Origin of the sequence: Chryseobacterium sp. RU37D, from assembly GCF_900156075.1 — a bacterium.
In the GTDB taxonomy this organism is placed as follows: Bacteria; Bacteroidota; Bacteroidia; order Flavobacteriales; family Weeksellaceae; genus Chryseobacterium.
In genome coordinates this window covers 124,276-142,479 of record NZ_FTMM01000004.1, presented here as the reverse complement: position 1 = coordinate 142,479, position 18,204 = coordinate 124,276, and the positions used below count along the sequence as shown (strand labels likewise).

The following is an 18,204-nucleotide window of genomic DNA, read 5'->3' as shown; positions in this document are numbered from 1 at the left end:
AAAAATTAAATAATTGTATGTCTAAAATTTATATTATACAGACCAGATCTTATACTTTCATAATTAAGGATTAAATGTTTCAAGATCATTACCCATTTTTTGGGAGTGGAAGTATTGGTAATTTCCAAACTGCGTTCCTTTTTTTTCATTAAAGCATTCCGATGTATCGTTAAAGCCATAATACTGAATATTCCGAAGCTTCCATGCATATACAATTGTCCCGGAAAAACTTCTTTCGGATGATACTTTTTGTAAACGAAGGTCATAGAGCTTGTAAGAACCCTGTAATATTGACTTTTCACAACTTCAGAGCAAAAATAAGCTTTTAAGGCACCATAACCCTCATCTACCTTAGGATCTTTAAAGAGCTCCCTTTCAGCATCAAACCAGTTGGGAAGGAAATAATCATCCGCATCCAGGAATGCGATGAAATCTCCGGCAGCCTTTTCTATTCCTAAATTTCTTGAAGCCGAAGCTCCGTGATTGCCTTGGTCCGGATGCTGAAAAAGCTTTACTTTTTCGTGCTTTTTTGCCAGCTCTTCGCAGATGGCGAGCGCATTATCCTGTGATTTGTCTTCAACTAAAATCACTTCACAGACTTCTTCAAACTGTAAAGCAGACTCTACAGCCTGAGTAACATATTTTTCCGCATTATACACGGGAATGATTACGGATATCTTCATCAGCATTATTTATCTGTAATAATTAAAGCGATATTTTGTTTTTAATATTTCAGGATTTTTGATGCCTTCCAATAAAATGTTACCGTATTTTGCCAATCCTTTTTTCTGGGAGAGATCAAAAGATTTAAAACTTAAATAAATTCTCTTTTTACTTTCTGAATCTAAATTATTTTCACGTGCCCAATCATAAAGTGATTTCCAGTAAAGATATTGCCTTTGATTGTATTGAGGCGAATATTGAATAATCTTTGTGATTCTGTTGTCATCATGAATTCCGCGCATAGCAACGGCTTTATCAATAATTCCGGCTTTTAAATAGCAATGATAAGAAAGCTTAATATTAAAATCAGAATCCTGATGTACACGAAGAACTTTATTAAAACGAAGCTTACTTCTTTCAAGAGCAGATTTTTTGATCGTCAAAGCGTTAAGATGAAAAAAAGTTCCAAAAGTTTTAGGGTTTAAGCCAAGCAATCCCGTAAAAACTTCTTTTCCTTCTGCCGAGTAATTAACTGTGGTAAGCGGAGCATCTTTAAATTTTGTCTGATATTCCTGCCTGCCTTTTTCCGTTAAATATTCCACCCCAATGGCGCCAAAAACACCATCTATTTTTGGATCATTAAAAATTTCTTTTTCTGCATCAAACCGGTTGGGAAGATAGTAATCATCAGCATCTAAAAATGTGATGAAGCTTCCCGTAGCTTTTTCAATTCCCAGGTTTCTGGTCGCTCCGGCTCCGTGGTTTCCTTTATCCGGATGCTGGAATAATTTTATTTTTGGGTTTTCAGCAGCTAATTTTTTACAGATCTCCAAGGAATTATCCGTAGACTTGTCCTCAACCAGCAGGATCTCTTTTACTTCTTCAAAATGTACAGCTGAATCTACCGTTTTTTCTAAAAACCGCTCCGCATTATATACAGGGATAATTACAGAAATATCTAGCATTATAAAACATTTTGGTTATTATGTGCCCAAAGCGCCAATTGCAGAAGATTCCAGTGCTTATGATCTTTGTTCAGAAACTTTTGAGCAGCGTTAAAATCAATATAATTGAATATCTGCTGGTCTTTATTTTTTAAAAGGTCATTAGAAAGATTGACAAGGTTTTCTTCCTCAAACCAGCTTTTTACACTCATGCCAAAGCCTTGTTTATGGCGGTTTCTTATGGTTTCCGTCCAGTAAGATCCCATGGCTTCGCGAAGGATTATTTTGTCGTTTTCATTATTCAGTTTCAACTGTTCAGGAAGCTGGATGCAAAACTCCGCAAAATCAATGTCAAGGAAAGGCGTCCTTACCTCCAGAGAGTTAGCCATCGCCATTCTGTCTGACTTTACCATCATATTGCCGGGAACATAGTCTTCCAAATCTACCCTCATAATGTCGTTTAAGGAATCAGGATTTGGCATAAAGCTGTAGGGCTGTGTATATGCCGCGGAAATTCCGAGTGCATTTTTTTCTTCTTTATTAAATGCATTCCTCACAAAATTCTGATGGAAATCCAGAATATTTTCATGTGCAAGGTTTTTCTGTGTAATAAAAGAAGTTGGCTTTAATTTCTGATATAATTTTAAACCGAATTTAGCAACAATATTTTTATAGCTGAAATGGCTTCTTAATTGATTTTCAACTCTGTAGAAATTATATCCGCCGAATAATTCATCTCCAACGTCTCCTGAAAGCACTACGGTAAGGTCTTTTCTGGCGTTTTTACAGATTTCAAAATGAGGGATAAAGGAAATATCTGCAAAGGGCTCATCAAAAAAAGGAGAAATTTTCAATAACGAAGTGGCCAGATCTTCTTTCTTTTCATGAACTTCAATGTGATTAGTATTGTATTTTTCTGCAATTTCTTTAGCATATTTTAGCTCACTGTCCTGATGGTCGTAGCCAAAGCTAATGGTGGTCTGGCGTGGTAGAAACTCCGCAACCAAAGCAACTATAGAAGAAGAATCCAGTCCGCCGCTCAAAAAGCTCCCCACTTCCACATCGGCGATAAGCTGTTTCTGAACGGCATTTTTAAGAAGATAAATAAATTCCTCCTTCGCATCAGAAAGGCTTAAAACCCTGTCTTTTGAAGGCAGGCTATAATATCTGGAAATATTCACCTTTCCGCCTTTCCAGATGAGCTGATGAGCAGGGGGCAGGGTATGAATATTTTCATAAATGCTATGATAAGTGCTTACATAACCATATTGCAAATAATAGGAAATGGCTTCCTGATTTACTTTTGGCTGAATCAACCCGGAAGCTAAAATGGCTTTGATTTCAGAAGCAAAAATAAATTCATTGTTTTTCCCAATTGCATAGAAAAAAGGTTTTTCGCCAAAACGGTCTCTTGCACAAAAAAGTTCCTGTTTTCCATTATCCCAAATGGCAAATGCAAACATGCCCGGAAGATCATGAATGATGTTTTCCTGTTTTCTCTGATACATGGCCAGAATAACTTCCGTGTCAGAGCTTCCGAGGTAGGGATATTCGGGATATTGCGCCTTGATTGCCTGATAGCCATAAATTTCACCATTCAAAACGATACATTCATTTTTTGTGCTGGAAAGCATTGGCTGTTTTCCGTTTTCAGAGAGATCAATAATTGATAATCTACGGTGACCTAAAGCTGCATTTTCATAAAATTCAAAATCCGAAGAATCGGGGCCGCGATGCGTCATGGCATCCGTCATTTTTTTGAGTTCTTCCTGATAATTTCTTGCATTATTGGCAATTATTCCGGCAATTCCACACATTTGTTGTTAATTTTTCTTATGTTTTTTAGAGGGAATGTATAATGTAAACCTTCCTGCTTTTACAACTTTATAATTTTCTGGATGGCTTACGAAGGCTAAAGGTACGATTTCTTTTGGATAGAAAGGGTAATCATTGCTTTCAATATAAATATAATCATCAGGAGTTTTACCGGATTTTTTAATAATGAAAGAAATATAATCTTTTAATGTAAAATAATAATAAATAGGTGGTTTTGCGTTTAAAATATAAAGATAGCCCATTAGATGGTTGCTGGAGTAGATCACATTAAGCTGGTTTTCAAGGTAAGGGCGGAGATCTTCGATGTCTTTTTTTCTTCCTTTGTCTAAATATAAATCGTATCCGTTTACTTTTACTTTTTCAGTCTGTTCTGTAAATACAAAGTCTTTCCAGCCTTTATCTGTAAGAATATTTGGGAAAATAATAATCATGGAGGCGATATGCAGCAGATATCCAATGGCCCAGATGTTACTCTTGTAAATTTTTGTAAGACAAATGAATATCAGGAGGAAGTAATAGAATTTATAAGCATTGATCCTTAAATGAAACCACGTTTGCGATCCGAATGCCAGACAATAAGGTATGATGAGAAGCAGAATAATTACATATTTGCTGTGAATGGATTCATTCTTATCAACCCAAAATCGTAGTGCCAGCAAATGAGTAAAAACAATGAATGCAAAAAAATAATATTCATAATAAGCGCAAAATAATAGAATAGTGATGATTCCTATTACGGCAATTACCTTATCTAAGATTTTTATTGAAGCTTCCGAAAATTTAGCTTTCCATAGCAAGATATAGGCTATTGCTACGGGTAAAATGGCATTTAAAAAAAGATAAACGCACCATAATACCATAAACGTTTTGGAATGCTGCTTTCTATGAAAACTCAGATATTCTTTTAAAAATTTAAATTGATAAATAAAATTATCCAGAGTGTCTAAAAATGTGAAATAAATAATAACACCTGCTATGTAGCCTAATAAAAAATAAAACAGGTTGGATTTCCAATGCTTAAAATCACTGAGTATAAAAAAGACAAGAATCGGCAGAATAACAATTGAATGAGAATTTCCGTTGAATAAAACAAAAGACAGCACAAACCCTGAAGAAATAAGGATAATTCTTTTTCTTGTTATTAAAGAAATGAGCATCAAGGCGACACCTGTATTCACCAAAATAGTGTTACCAATATATTGCTGAATAATGAGATTATTAATACTCCAAGTTTCAAAACCGATGAAAATCCCCAATAAGCTGTAAAGTACTATATTAATGTTGAATCTCAGGTACTTGAATGTTGAATAGCAAAGCAGAAAATTACTCAATACCAGTGTCGTAATGGAAATAATTCTGAAATGATAAATATTTGGAGTATATAAAAATTTAAATATCCTGAAAAAATTAGTCCTGTCAAAACTCAAATAGCTTCCGTCATTATTGTAATAGGATAAATAATAAGCTTCATCATTGAAAATAAACCCCTTATCTAGGTTGGCGTACGTAAGGTAGGCTGTAAGTACCCCTCCCACCGCAAAAACCAGACAAGATAAAAAAGGAACAGGCTTTTGAAGTAAATTTTTCATATCATTTTATTTTTCACATTCAAAAATAAAAGCTGATGCAATATTTTTGCTCAAAGGATGATATTGAAGAATTACGTCTAAGAATTTTATTGGAAATGTAAGGCACATTACAATAATCAAAAGAATGTTATGTAAAGGCCTGATTCCGAAAGAGAACAGCATAACAAACCATTCCTGCAATGGCCATAGCATTCCTCCGGTAGGGCTTATGGAATGAATTTTTAAATTATTGAAGTTTTGGAACTGCACTTTAATCCCTTCATAGGTATATCTCTGGAAATCATATGGAGAAGCATGAAAAGCCTGCATGAAAGGGATTTCACATAATAGTTTTCCGCCTGGCTTTAAAACCCTGTGAATTTCAGCAATAACTGCCTGCGGATTCGGGACGTGCTCCAAAACTGCAATATTAATAATCTGATCAACAGAATTATCCTTAAACGGAAGCTTAGTAATATCACAAAGTACATTTACCGGTGCATAAGGAATAAGGTCAACATTGATGATGTCGTCCCGAAGATCTGTATATCCGCTTCCCAGATTTATCACAATCTTGTCTGTATTTTTTGTTTCTTTTAAAATCTTTCTTAAATAAAAATATCTTGAAGGATAAAGTGGTGCTATAATATAAATCAGTAATTCGTAAAGCCAGATATATTTTTTAAAGAAAGTCTTTATTTTATCAAGAGAATCAGAAACTATATCTTCATCAAATTCAAGGAAAACAAATTTTCCGTTTTTATATTCGTAGCTAAAATTCAGATCGATGATGGATTGTATTTTTTCTTTCATTGTAGAGGGATAGTCTATATTTAATTAATTGTTTTTTCTATTATTGTATGTGGTCTGCTTCTCACTTCATTATAGATTCTGTAAATATATTCACCAATAATACCAAGACTGATCAAAACGATAGAGCTGAAAAACATGAGCATGATAATGAGGTGGTATAACCTGCCACTTCAATTTCATTATTAAAATATCTGAAAATTGTAAATAAGGTAAAAAGTATTGATATAATGAGTCCTATATTTCCTAATAAGCTGATAACCTGAAGAGGAATAGAAGAAAATGAAAAAATTCCGTCTTTTGCTATTTTAATAAGCTTTTTTAAAGAATATCCGGATTCGCCTTCTATCCTGCCACTTCTTTCATATTCCAGCCCGATTTGTTTGAAGCCGACCCATGCCCTGATCCCTCTCAGATAAGGATTTTGTTCCTTTAGAGTAAGCATTTTGTCTTTAACGTTTTTTGTCATAACGCAAAAGTCTCCAGAGTCCAATGGGATTTTTGTATCGCTGATAATGCTTAGAAGCCTGTAAAACCCAAGGTAAGCCATTTTTTTTAGCTTATCCTCTTTTCTTTTTTTTCGGATTCCATAAGCAACTTCGTACCCATTCTCCAGCTGTTCAAAAAACCTAGGCAAAAGTGAAGGCGGATCTTGAAGATCATCATCAATAATCGCAATGTAATCACCGGCAGCATAAGAAAGACCTGTTCTTACAGCAATCTGGTGCCCGAAGTTTCTAGAAAGCTTAATCCCTTTTATATAATCAAATTCTTTAGCAAGTTCTTCTATAACCTCAAAGCTATTGTCTGGGCTGCCGTCTTCAACTAATATTAGCTCAAGATTCCAGTTCGACTTCTTCATTTGCTCATCCACAGCCTGGACCGTTTTATGAAGGAATTTTGATGAATTATAAACAGGGATGACGATGCTTATTTTTTTGTTCATGTATGTGTTTTAGCTTTCAAAAATACAATTATATTTTTAAGAAAGTTGCACCTTTTTTATTTACATTATTTCTTATTTCTATAAAAATAGATGATTTTTTTGATATATCTTTATATTTTTTATAAAGTTGTTTAGTTTTTTTAAAATTTAAAAGAATAAAATTTTTTAACATGCTTTGTTTAAGAGCTTTCTTTTCCAGCAGATAGGCATTGGGCAAATTCGGATTTATGATGTTGGTTTCTACCCGTAGATCATCATACTTATTATAATCTACCTTTTCTAGGGATTGTTTTCCGTCGTGTACTACCTTACTGTTTGGAGCAAGTAATACTTTTTTACCATGAAAATGTACCCTGTTGACATATTCGTTATCTTCCCCATAATGGAAGAAAAATGGATTAAAACCTCCTACAGTTTCTATTGTCTTCCTTGGCAGCAGCCAGTGTGCAGCATTTATAAAATCGAGTTCATAGAAGGGTTTCAGCGATTGAAAATACAGGTCGGAGATCAATCTTGTTTTATCACAATTATAAGAAATATATTTATCTAAAAAGATGTCGAGTTTTTTTTCTGTACCATCAATATGCATTGGGCTGATAATGCCTATCTCTTCATGCTTGGGATAAAGATCATAGGCTCCCAGTAATTTTTCCAGACTGTCTTCATACAGCCATGCATCTTGATTCATCAGGTAGAAAAAGTCTGCACCCTCTTTATATGCTTTTTCAATCCCAATATTGTTTGCTTTTCCGAAGCCTAAATTTTTTTCAGACTGGATAAAATCTACTTCAGGAAAATGGGTTTTGATATATTCCTGGGAGCCATCCGTGGAGCCATTATCCACAACAATGCAACGGAGCGGAACGGAAGATTTCCTCAGGCTGGTAAAACATCTTTCTGCCCATTTCATGGCATTATATGTTACGATGATAAAATAAATCTTAGGCATCCGTGTTTGGTTTTAAATATATTTTTGAGCTAAAATTTTTAAATATTCGTCTGAAGTAATTCCGTGAAAGAATTCGTTGGTCGTATCATCAAAATTGACTTTATAAAAATCACCTTCATCGGTTTCTTCGTACGTTGCTTTTTTCTGCATCTGATCCTGAATGGCGCCAATAATCTCTACTAAATCATAATAATAAGGAAAGGCAAAATTTATTGTTTCATTTTTAATACCCATGCAGTTTGTATTCAGGAACTTTGCAATATCATCAATGTCAAGCAGAAGCCTTCTGGCTTTGGTGTGGACCTTGAATACCGTGCTGCGGGCAATCTGATTTTTCAGGAAATTGAACAAGGTATTCGGGTTTCCTCCATTGCCCACAATATTTCCTATCCTTAAAATTAGATAATTTTCGCAGTTGTTTTTGATATAATCTTCGATTTCCAATTTATGCAATACGTAATGGCTATTCTGCTTAGATTGGTCATTAACGCTTAAAGTAGAGAAATAAATCAGCTTTCCGATGTTATTTTCAAGGCTGCTTTTCAAAAGAGAAAATTCTCTTTCAAACTCTGACTTTCTCGTTTCGAGGGAATTTGAAACGCCTGAAGCGAAAAATAAATTCTCTTCAGAGTCAATGTTTCTTAATGAGTTTGCAATAAGCCCGCTTCCAATTATCATATGTATTTACTTATCTGATTAATAAATTTATTATTTGTGGTCCAATTTTTTATTGATACTTCTTGCATATCTTATGTAGCTGTAATACTTTTTTGCGAGTTCCAAATGCCCTTTAAAATTAAGTTTTTTAGGATAAAACCGGAACGTCAGCAATATATTTTTTCTGTTAACAGGATAATATCTGAAAAAGTTATATAAAAAACCTGAAAAAGCCTTCTTTTCTGTTTCCGGATCTGTATCTTTCTGAAAGCCGGAGTCGGCGTGCTCTCGTACTTTAATATTGGCATCCAGCCAGTTTTTATCCAGATTTCCTCCTGAAAAATGCTGGATCAGGATGTCGTCAATCACATAATTCTGAAATTTTTTGGAAACTCTTAGGCTAAAATCAAGATCATATCCATGAAATCCTTTCAGGAGTGCTTCATTGAATGTAAACTGATCATAATTTTCCTTTTTTATGCCTAAAAAAACACCATCTACGGCAAAGACTTTATTTCTGTTTTCTTTTGTTGTTTTAATGGGAAAATATTCAGTGTTTTTTTTATTTCCCTGTAAAATATTTATATAGTTATATTTCTCCGAAACCGTCCAGCTGGATGGAGCAGAAGGAACGTAGGATGATCCTGCAAGACCTATGATTCCAGTATTTTCTTTGTCTAAATGAGAGGTGAGTATCTGACCCCAATTTTCGCTTTTAAATAAAATATCTTCATGAGTAAAAAGAAGATAATTAAATTTTGCCTGTTTTGCTCCTTTGTTGTAAGCTTCGCAAATTCCCATCAATCCAGGATTTTCAATCTTAATGATCTCATAGGGCATACCAATGGTTTCTGCAATATTTTTTTCAAGTGCAGAAAAGTAATCTGGAAGATATGATGAGATGATAATGGATAGCATATTAAAGCAGACTGTCGATTATTGTAAATATTTTACCGGACAGCTTTTTGTCGGAATAGTCATTCTCGAGTCTAGTATGAATGTCTTCTCCATACTTTTCTCTTGAATCCGGCTCTTGCATAAGCCTTACGACTTCCGAAGCCATCTTATCCAGATCAAGGTAAGGAATAAGAACGCCATGGTCATTGTCCAGAAATTCTACCGCACCACCACTTTTTTCGAAGGCCATAATGGGCTTTTTAAGCTTTGCTGCCGTGAGCATTACCAATGGGAATGGGTCTTCACGAGACATTAAAAGAAAGATATCATACAGGTTGATATAATCATTAGGTGTTTTATTATGATCTATGAAAATAATGTCATTTTCTATGCCCAATTTTTCGGCATCCAGCTTTGCGCATCGTACAGCCGGGCTTTTTGAAGTTCCTCCCAGATTTACAAACTTAAAATTAAGATCTGTTTTCTGCTTTATCTTTTGTACAAGCAGAGGAACCATATCCGTTCCTTTTCTCAACTCCTGTGAGCTTGCAATCCCGATGACCAGCTCATTATTGTTAATACACAATTCTTTTTTCAGCGTTTCTTTATCTTTTTGAATAGTAAGAACCGTGTTTACGAAAGAATGTATGGCGTTTATCTTTTTCGGATCGGCGCCGTATTTTGCAATAAGATTGTCTGCAACGGCCTGTGAGCCGGCAATAATCTGTGTGATATCCGAAATGTTTTCTAAAACGAAGTCTTTCGGATACGTACTTTCAATCCCGAAGCTGAGCTCATGGATAGCAACAATGGTCGGAATGTTTTTCCTGTAAAACGGAAGAGTCCAGATCAGCGATTCCATGGTGTTTCCATAGACCAGATCATATTTGTTTTCAAGAAGGGCAGACGTGATTTTATTGATTTTATCCTGCTGTGTTTCTGTTTTTTTGAAAATCAACGATTGAACGCGCTTCAGATTTCTTTTTAAAAAAGAAAATGACTGCAGATGATAATGGGCAACCACAATCAGGTTTGAAACTTTTGCAAATTCTTCATACAATTCTCCTCCCCTGATCAATAAAACATCGATAATGTAGTTTTCTTTTTCTTGCTTTAATCTTTTTATCAGATCTAAAACAAGAATCGGAGCGCCTGATAAAGAGGCTTCATGAGAGATGAATAATATTTTTTTTGTACTCATTTTAGAGAGATTGAGTGATTAGGTTTTGATTATTTTTTATAATGGTGTTGGGAGGAACGGATTTATGAATTACGCAACCTGCACCAATGATTGAGTTATCACCAATGGTAACTCCTTTTAATATCACGGTATTGCTTCCTATCCAGCAGTTTTTTCCGATTGTAACTGGGCTTTTTGTGTATTTTTCTTTTTCTACGAAAAGCTTTTCACCTTTTTCAATTAAATGATTGTGGTCGTATAACCTTACCCCTTCGCCGAAAATGGTATTATCACCAATTTCAATTTTGTCTAAACAATTGATTGAACAGTAATTGTTAAAAAAAACGCCATCACCTATCTTAAGCTTAGCTTCTGGAAAAACTAAAATACTGCCATATGCTCTCATTAAAAAATTTTCGCCGATTATAATATTTCCCACTTCATTATTCTCGCCTTTGAAAAGATCAGCATTTTTTGGTGAAAAACTGGGATGAATATCAACATTAGATTTCGACATGAAAATATTCCATTTTTCCTGCATCTTTCTTTTCTCATTATTCTCAATAAGAGCAATAATTTTCTGGGAGATATTATTTTTAAGTTTTCCAAGCATTGTAAAAAAGATTAATTTTTTAAAATTTTAATTTCTTGGCAATTTTAATTTTCATCATTTTTAAAAGATTGCCCATACTGGTAATATTTTCGATATACCGATAATCTTTGAGCTTTACATCTAATGCTTTTTTATGATCAAAAGGCTGTATTAATGCAGTTCGGAAATTATTATACTGCCCGGAAAGATTCTGATGAACTTCTTTATTTTTTTTAAAATGAAGCAGCAAAAATCTTAAGCAATACATGGTATTTACCATTTGGTCTACCTTATTCTGTGTGCTCCACATACCGCTTCCTACCCTGTAGGTAGCCATTTCCTGAGGAAAATATTTTATTAAACCGAAAGAGGCATTCAGCATATGCAGAGGGTAATCGCCTATGGGAGAATATTTAAGCCAGTCGGGGAGCACCTCCATATTTTTTCTGAAAACTACGGAAACTGTAATGATAAAATTTTCTTTTGCCAGATCTTCAATGGTATAAATTTCTTCTGTATCAGGATTAGGATAAGTGAATTTTTCTTCCCTTGTGGTGAGCTCCTTAATCTTATGAAAAGTCAGGCTATATTCCGGATGTTCTTCTAAAAAGTCCACTTGTTTCTGAAGCTTCAGATGGTCTGTCCAGTAATCATCTCCTTCGCATATGGCAATATATTTACCTTTGGCCTGGGAAATGGCCCACACGAAATTGGGTATTGCGCCTTTATTTTCCGTATGCTTTATGTATTTTATCCAATGTCCGTTTGGATGGTTTCCTATAATCTTTTTTATGACAGTCTCGGTGTTGTCCGGCGAGCAGTCATCCGAAATGATCAATTCTATTTCCGCATTAAAAGTCTGTGACAAAACACCATTAATACTTTCTTCAATATAATCTTCATGACCATACGTGATCATCACAACGCTTACTGTGGGATTCATCTTGTATTTGTTTTAATAATTTTTGCGGGTACTCCTACAGCAACGCAGTTATCCGGAATGTGTTTTGTAACGACAGCCCCGGCTCCTATGATGACGTTGTTTCCAATCTTAATATCAGGAAGGATAATGGAACCTGCGCCTAATTGACAAAAACTGCCAATACCTGCCCGTCCTAAAATCTTCACATCAGGGGAAATCTCTACAAAATCACCTATTTCTACATCATGAGTAATAACAGAATTGTAATAAACAATAGGTGCAAGCCCTATGCTGACATCATTGGAAATCTTCACTCCGTCCAGAATATTTGCTCCTTGGCCAATGCTTATTCCGTAAGATCCGATATCGGCTTTCGGACTGATTACAGACGTTAATTTTCCACCCGCCTCTGTAAATTTGTCGGCTAATTTTTTTCTTAATACCGGGTTTCCGATCCCGATGGTAAACTTTTCATCAATGGTTTTAAAATATTCTTCTGCATTCTGAATATGTTTCAGAACAGGAAACTGATTGTACAGATTACCAAATACATCATCATTCACATCATCATAAAAAGCAAGATTGATCAGGTCATTATTTTGATGACAGATCTCTAATACTTCTTTTGCAAATCCTTTGGCTCCGATGATCAGCATGATTAATTGTTTTGTATTCTCAGCATAAGACGGGATATAAGCTCCACTTCTTCAAAAGTCAGGTCATAGTACAACGGAAGGCATAATGCTCTTTTGGCAATATCTTCAGTGATCGGAAGCTCCAGCTTCGGGAGATAAGGTAATGCTGATGCCAGGCTTGGATAGAAATATCTTCTGGTAAAGATTTCCTGCTTATCCATTTCAGTCTTTAGCTTTAATAATAATTCTTCACTTTCTAAAACGATGGCATAATACGCAAAATTTTCATTAGCATTTGAATGCCACAACGGTTTTACGGCTTTTAAATTTTTCAGCTTTTCGTCATAAAGCTTAGTTAAAGCTTTTCTTTTCTCGTGAATTTCGTTGATATATTTAAGATTAACTAATCCCATTGCAGCGTGAAATTCGGAATTTTTTCCGTTAAGACCTAATTCTGCAAATGAATCGAATCCTGAAATTCCAAAATTCCTGATATATGCTAATTTTTTTAACATATCAGGATCTTTTGTAATTATTAAACCTCCTTCAACGGTATGATAAAGCTTGGTAGCATGCAGGGAACACGTGGAAATATCACCATATTCAAAAATAGATTTTCCGTTCACTTCCACCCCGAAGGCGTGGGCTGCATCATAAATAACCTTTAGATTATGTTTTTTTGCAATAATATCTATAGCTTCCACATCACACGGATTTCCATAAACGTGTGTAGCAAGGATGGCAGTTGTTTTTTCTGTGATGGCTTTTTCAATTTTTTTGGCGTCAATGCAGAGGCTTTTTGGATCTATATCTACAAAAACTGGCGTACAGTTTTCCCAGACGATAGAGCTGGTGGTAGCAATAAAAGAAAACGGGGTAGTTATCACTTCACCAGTGATTTCAAGCGCTTTGATTGCCATTTGTATGGCTACGGTACCATTGGTTAAAAATAAGAGGTGCTGCACTTTAAGATGATCTTTAAGCTCCATTTCGAGCTGGCTGGCTAAAGGTCCCATATTGGTTAACCATTGTCGCTTCCAAATATTATCTATATATTCCTGATATTCTGCTTGAGGGGGTAGGAAAGGTTTAGTTACTGGTATCATATACATGTTTTTTTATAAAGTCAATTCTTTTATCTAGCTGATAGCTGTCATTATAAATTTCACGAAATTTTTTCTGTGCGTTTTCAGAAAATAAATTTAGCAATTTTGGCTTAGATATAAGTTCTTCAATTTTCATTACTATTTCTTCTGTGTCTGGCTTTACAATAATGATTTCATCTTTGCTAAATACAGTGTTTTGCTTTAATTCATCTGTAACAATTGGGGTTACGCCATTTAGAGCCGCTTCTACGACTGCACCCAGTGGAAAACCGTCAAAACTACCCAGATTGAGAATAAAAGGCCTGTTGGGCGACATGATGATGTCTTGTTCTAAAAATATAGACTGCAGTTCTTCGTATTTTTTATATCCATGAAAAGTAAAGAATTTTTCATATCCTTCAATGCTGATCACCTTACTATCATATCCTCCTACAACATTAAAATGAATATTATGTCCTTTTGAAGCCAAAATCTTTGCTGTTTCTATAAAAATATCATATCCTTTATCCGCTCCAATTTCTGTGTATTTCGCTGCGCAGAAACATACATTTAAAGTCATCGAATTGTTGTAGTGTCTCGACCTTGTTACATTAATAGAATTTTGTGGGATAATACAGCCGAAAATGTTTAGTATTTTATCTTTGGGACAATTATAGTTTTTTACTATAAAGTCTTCTGTAAATTGCTGGGTAACAATTACACCTCTGAAATATTTTGAAGATAATACGCTTTTCAATTTCTTTAGTGCAACTTCATCCTTTGTATCAAAACCTCCACCGGGATATAATGTAAATATGAAATTTATTTTGTTTTTCTCAAGATAATCGAGACTATCATAAATATTGTTTAAAAATATACAGTAAAAGAATTTAGCATTTTTAATGTCTTTCACTGTTCCTGCAAAGATTTTTTTATGAGATATAGGATGTGTCTTTCTTAAAAGTTCTATGTCGGTTGTATGGGTTTCGGGTTTTTGGTTTAAAACTTGGTAATCTATTGGGTTAACGATTATTTTTACATTTTTAAATGCATGAAGCAAAGCATTGAACTCTGCATATCTAAAGCCTGAAATTAAACTTGGAAATATAGTATCGTAAATAAGCAGATCAAAGTTTTTTATTTCTCTGTTATAAATTTCTTTTGGTGTCAGCCTTTTATAATTAATTCCTTTAAAATATTTATTGAGCGTATATCTAAAATAATATACTGATTTTAATTTCGGAATCAATGAAATCGGGATAATTGATGTAATTAATTTTTTAATTGTCATTTGTTACCATGTTTTCAAGCTGGCTGTTTTTATTTTTTAACCTTAACTTGTAATTTTTACGTCCCATTTAGACTCTAAATGAAATGCTTCCCAAGTCTGCAATCCTTCCCGCACGGAGAAGGTGAATAAGTTGGAAATTCTGCAAAGGGGGCCCTTAAATAATGTTTCATAAATAGCCAGATCCACATTATAAGTTCCATTTGTCAGTTCAATTTTCGGTATTGTGACATTAATTTCTAAATGCTGCTCTGTATTGTAGTCCAGACTTAGAGACTCTTGGGATATCACACTTGCAACACCTCGTTGCTCCTTATCTTTAATTATAAAATAGAAAGATGGTGTTTGTTGAATATTTTTAATTTTCAACTTAAGATTTATATTCATCTCCTGTCCCCATCTGCAAACTCTGTCAGCAATTACTTCAATATCTGTAATATTTTTACTGTCCAGTACAGTCGAGGTGGCCATATCATCAAAATGATCATAGTATTGAGCTATTCCATTGGAAATATTGGTGCCCTGATACTTTACCATACCATGATCCATGAGGATTATTTGGTTGCATATTCTTGATACCATCGGCATGCTGTGCGAGACAAAAATTAAAGCTGTATGAGGAAGGAGCTCATCAATTTTTTTAAAGCATTTTAATACAAATCCTAAATCCCCCACAGCCAATACCTCGTCAATAATCAGAATATCCGGCTCAAGATGTGCTGCAACAGCAAATCCCAGACGTACCTTCATCCCTGAGGAATAATTTTGTACAGGAGTGTCAATAAAGTCTCTTATTTCAGAAAAATCGATGATTGATTCTATTTTTTCTTCAACTTCTTTTTTGGTAAATCCTAAAATGGAAGCATTGTTGTAAATGTTTTCTCTTCCCGTAAGAATGGGATTAAAACCGGCACCCAATTCTATCAGGGCCCCTATTTTCCCTTTCATGACAATCTGCCCTTTGTCGGGAACATACAATCCGTTTAAAACTTTCAGAAGGGTAGATTTTCCTGCACCATTATGACCGATCAGCCCGATACATTCTCCTCTTCTCAGCTCAAAGCTTACATCATGTACTGCCCAGAATTCTTTAGGACGCAATTCTTTATTTATCGATAAGCCCAACGTACTTCGGATAATGTCGGAAGCCCCATATTTAAGGGAACTCTTCAGGTTTTTACTGAATTTTTTAGAGACATTCTGTGCTGATACTAATACTTCTTTATCTTTCATTACCCTGCAATTTTTTCAATAATTATCGGCATCGATTTTCTGAAAATAACCAGACCGATTAATAAAACAATAAGACTTACTGCTGTTAAAATAAGCATGAATACCAAGGACTGTGCTTCCATTCCTACCAATGTATTTCGGGTATCATTAATAAGATATGTTAAAGGATTTAATTTAAACAAAACTTTAAAAACCCCAACTTTTGGAGCTGCATATACTACAGGAGTCAGGTACATCAAAAAAGGAATACCTGTAGTAAGTACTTTGCTGATGTCTGTGTAAATTAATCCTAATGGTGTAAGGACTAATCCTATCGTAAAAGCAAAAAGCGTTAAAGCCGCAATATAAAAAGGAAACAGCAGCAGGCTCCATGAAGGCACCACCTGATATACTATTAAAATAGCAACTACAGGTATCATTTTGATGGCTAAATTAAAAAGGGTAGTGTATAGTCCTTTCATTAATAAGGCTTCTTTAGGAAAATTGATTTTTGAGATAATTGCTCTTCCTGCATTCACGGAATTGATGGGGCTCTGAACAGCTTCCGCGAAGATGTTCCAAAGTGTAGTTCCTGCAATCACAAAAACAGGATAAGGTATCCCTCCCGGAATATTAACATTTACTACGCCCGAGCCATTTAGAAATAACCAGATCAAAGAATTGATAATTACCGGGGCTAATATCCAGAAAAAACCTAATAAAGACTGTCTGTGCTGAGACTGGATGTCTCTTTTAGTCATTTGATAGGCTAAAAAATTAGATGATCTGATATCCTTGTAAATCGATTTGAGTTCTTGGAAAAAATGTGTTTTTTTATCAGATGTGTATACTACGGTTTTCAAAGTAGAATTTTTTTTCAAATTTATAATAATTAATAATATTCCATGCTCTATTATTCATATAAAACAGGAAAATAACAACTAATATATTGATAGTTGAGGTTATAATCAAAAACTATTAACAATAATATCAATAGCTTTTTATTTTTTTAATATAAATCTATTGTTTTTTTACTAATTGCTTCAAATATTCTCCGTAGCCGCTCTTACCATATTTGGCAGCAGTTTCCAACAGTTTTTCTTCGTTGATGAACTTATTTCTAAAAGCTATTTCTTCAATACATCCTATTTTGAAGCCCTGTCTTTTTTCAATAACCCTTACGAATTCTGATGCGTCATTCAAAGAATCAAAGGTTCCTGTATCAAGCCATGCGGTGCCTCTGTCCAGAACGCCTACTTCCAGTTTTCCTTTTTGAAGATAAACGTTGTTTACATCCGTGATTTCCAGCTCTCCTCTTGCGGAAGGCTTGATGTTTTTTGCGATTTCTACCACTTCATTGTCGTAGAAATACAATCCGGGAACAGCATAGTTTGATTTGGGTTGTAGTGGCTTCTCCTCGATAGAAACCGCTTTAAAATCGTTGTCAAAGTCCACCACACCATATCTTTCCGGATCTGAAACGTGGTAAGCGAAAACAACGCCTCCGTCAGGATTGGTTTTGTCTTTAAGTAAAGTTCCCATTTCGGAACCGTAGAAAATATTGTCACCTAAAACCAGGGCTGCAGCATCATCTCCGATGAATTTATCACCCAGAATAAAAGCCTGCGCAAGGCCATCCGGGCTTGGCTGTACAACGTATTCTATATTACAGCCGATTTGCGAGCCATCTCCTAATAATTTGATGAAACCGGGCTGGTCATAAGGCGTTGTGATGATCAAAATATCTTTAATACCTGCAAGCAATAAAGTGGATAATGGGTAATAGATCATTGGTTTGTCGTAAACAGGCATTAATTGCTTGCTTACTGCGATGGTAAGAGGGTAAAGTCGGGTTCCGGAACCTCCGGCTAATATTATTCCTTTCATCTTTTTTCAAATTTTACGAATATTTCGATTTCTCGAATCCGTAGTGTTTATATATATGTTTGGAGACTATTTAATTTTATAAAATAATTTTTAAACATTAAGGAATTAAGATTTAAGTTAATCCTAATAATTT

18 protein-coding genes are annotated in these 18,204 nt (G+C 34.7%); all 18 read right to left on the bottom strand.

Translation table 11 applies throughout. The features are described from left to right. Nucleotides 1-5 precede the first annotated feature (5 nt). The 18 genes from BW926_RS03370 to rfbA all read right to left on the bottom strand — a co-directional run bounded on the left by BW926_RS03370 (nt 6) and on the right by rfbA (nt 18,071). Nucleotides 6-683 carry a glycosyltransferase family 2 protein gene (locus tag BW926_RS03370; protein ID WP_076444200.1) on the bottom strand — a complete coding sequence of 226 codons (678 nt, stop codon included), beginning with the start codon at nt 681-683 and terminating at the stop codon, nt 6-8. A gap of 9 nt (nt 684-692) precedes the next feature. Beyond that, on the bottom strand, nt 693-1,628 hold the full coding sequence (locus BW926_RS03365; RefSeq protein ID WP_076444156.1) for a glycosyltransferase family 2 protein: 936 nt from the start codon (nt 1,626-1,628) through the stop codon (nt 693-695). Beyond that, a complete protein-coding gene (gene asnB, locus BW926_RS03360) occupies nt 1,628-3,424 on the bottom strand; it encodes an asparagine synthase (glutamine-hydrolyzing) (protein ID WP_076444154.1) in 1,797 nt (598 codons plus the stop codon). Before asnB ends, BW926_RS03365 begins: the two co-directional genes overlap by 1 nt. A 6-nt stretch (nt 3,425-3,430) precedes the next feature. Next, on the bottom strand, nt 3,431-5,032 hold the full coding sequence (locus BW926_RS03355) for a hypothetical protein (protein ID WP_076444152.1): 1,602 nt from the start codon (nt 5,030-5,032) through the stop codon (nt 3,431-3,433). 6 nt (nt 5,033-5,038) lie between these two features. Beyond that, nucleotides 5,039-5,824 (bottom strand): class I SAM-dependent methyltransferase, encoded by a 786-nt coding sequence (locus tag BW926_RS03350; RefSeq protein WP_076444150.1) that lies wholly within the window; start codon nt 5,822-5,824, stop codon nt 5,039-5,041. Between the two features lie 112 nt (nt 5,825-5,936). Beyond that, entirely contained in the window at nt 5,937-6,767 is an 831-nt protein-coding gene (locus BW926_RS03345) for a glycosyltransferase family 2 protein (protein WP_083672248.1), read from the bottom strand. Between the two features lie 28 nt (nt 6,768-6,795). Then, nucleotides 6,796-7,716 (bottom strand): glycosyltransferase family 2 protein, encoded by a 921-nt coding sequence (locus BW926_RS03340; RefSeq protein ID WP_076444148.1) that lies wholly within the window; start codon nt 7,714-7,716, stop codon nt 6,796-6,798. Nucleotides 7,717-7,728: 12 nt separating this feature from the next. Further along, complete coding sequence (locus BW926_RS03335) at nt 7,729-8,394, bottom strand: NAD-dependent epimerase/dehydratase family protein (protein WP_076444146.1); 666 nt, start codon at nt 8,392-8,394, stop codon at nt 7,729-7,731. A 30-nt stretch (nt 8,395-8,424) separates the two neighbouring features. Further along, nucleotides 8,425-9,291 carry a glycosyltransferase gene (locus tag BW926_RS03330; RefSeq protein WP_076444144.1) on the bottom strand — a complete coding sequence of 289 codons (867 nt, stop codon included), beginning with the start codon at nt 9,289-9,291 and terminating at the stop codon, nt 8,425-8,427. 1 nt (nt 9,292) lies between these two features. Next, complete coding sequence (locus tag BW926_RS03325; RefSeq protein ID WP_076444142.1) at nt 9,293-10,471, bottom strand: glycosyltransferase family 4 protein; 1,179 nt, start codon at nt 10,469-10,471, stop codon at nt 9,293-9,295. 1 nt (nt 10,472) lies between these two features. Continuing rightward, nucleotides 10,473-11,063, bottom strand: coding sequence for an acyltransferase (locus BW926_RS03320; RefSeq protein WP_076444140.1), 591 nt, complete (start codon nt 11,061-11,063; stop codon nt 10,473-10,475). 19 nt (nt 11,064-11,082) lie between these two features. Continuing rightward, the gene (locus tag BW926_RS03315; RefSeq protein WP_076444138.1) at nt 11,083-11,985 is read right to left on the bottom strand and encodes a glycosyltransferase family 2 protein; all 903 of its coding nucleotides are present in this window, start codon (nt 11,983-11,985) and stop codon (nt 11,083-11,085) included. Further along, on the bottom strand, nt 11,982-12,620 hold the full coding sequence (locus BW926_RS03310) for a NeuD/PglB/VioB family sugar acetyltransferase (protein WP_076444136.1): 639 nt from the start codon (nt 12,618-12,620) through the stop codon (nt 11,982-11,984). Before BW926_RS03310 ends, BW926_RS03315 begins: the two co-directional genes overlap by 4 nt. A 2-nt stretch (nt 12,621-12,622) precedes the next feature. Continuing rightward, on the bottom strand, nt 12,623-13,705 hold the full coding sequence (locus BW926_RS03305) for a DegT/DnrJ/EryC1/StrS family aminotransferase (protein ID WP_076444196.1): 1,083 nt from the start codon (nt 13,703-13,705) through the stop codon (nt 12,623-12,625). Next, on the bottom strand, nt 13,689-14,975 hold the full coding sequence (locus tag BW926_RS03300; RefSeq protein WP_083672247.1) for a glycosyltransferase: 1,287 nt from the start codon (nt 14,973-14,975) through the stop codon (nt 13,689-13,691). Before BW926_RS03300 ends, BW926_RS03305 begins: the two co-directional genes overlap by 17 nt. Nucleotides 14,976-15,017: 42 nt before the next feature. Continuing rightward, on the bottom strand, nt 15,018-16,205 hold the full coding sequence (locus BW926_RS03295; RefSeq protein WP_076444134.1) for an ABC transporter ATP-binding protein: 1,188 nt from the start codon (nt 16,203-16,205) through the stop codon (nt 15,018-15,020). Then, nucleotides 16,205-17,047, bottom strand: a complete 843-nt coding sequence (locus BW926_RS03290; protein ID WP_083672246.1) for an ABC transporter permease — start codon at nt 17,045-17,047, stop codon at nt 16,205-16,207. Before BW926_RS03290 ends, BW926_RS03295 begins: the two co-directional genes overlap by 1 nt. A 157-nt stretch (nt 17,048-17,204) precedes the next feature. Then, a complete protein-coding gene (gene rfbA, locus BW926_RS03285) occupies nt 17,205-18,071 on the bottom strand; it encodes a glucose-1-phosphate thymidylyltransferase RfbA (protein ID WP_076444132.1) in 867 nt (288 codons plus the stop codon). Nucleotides 18,072-18,204 lie beyond the last annotated feature (133 nt).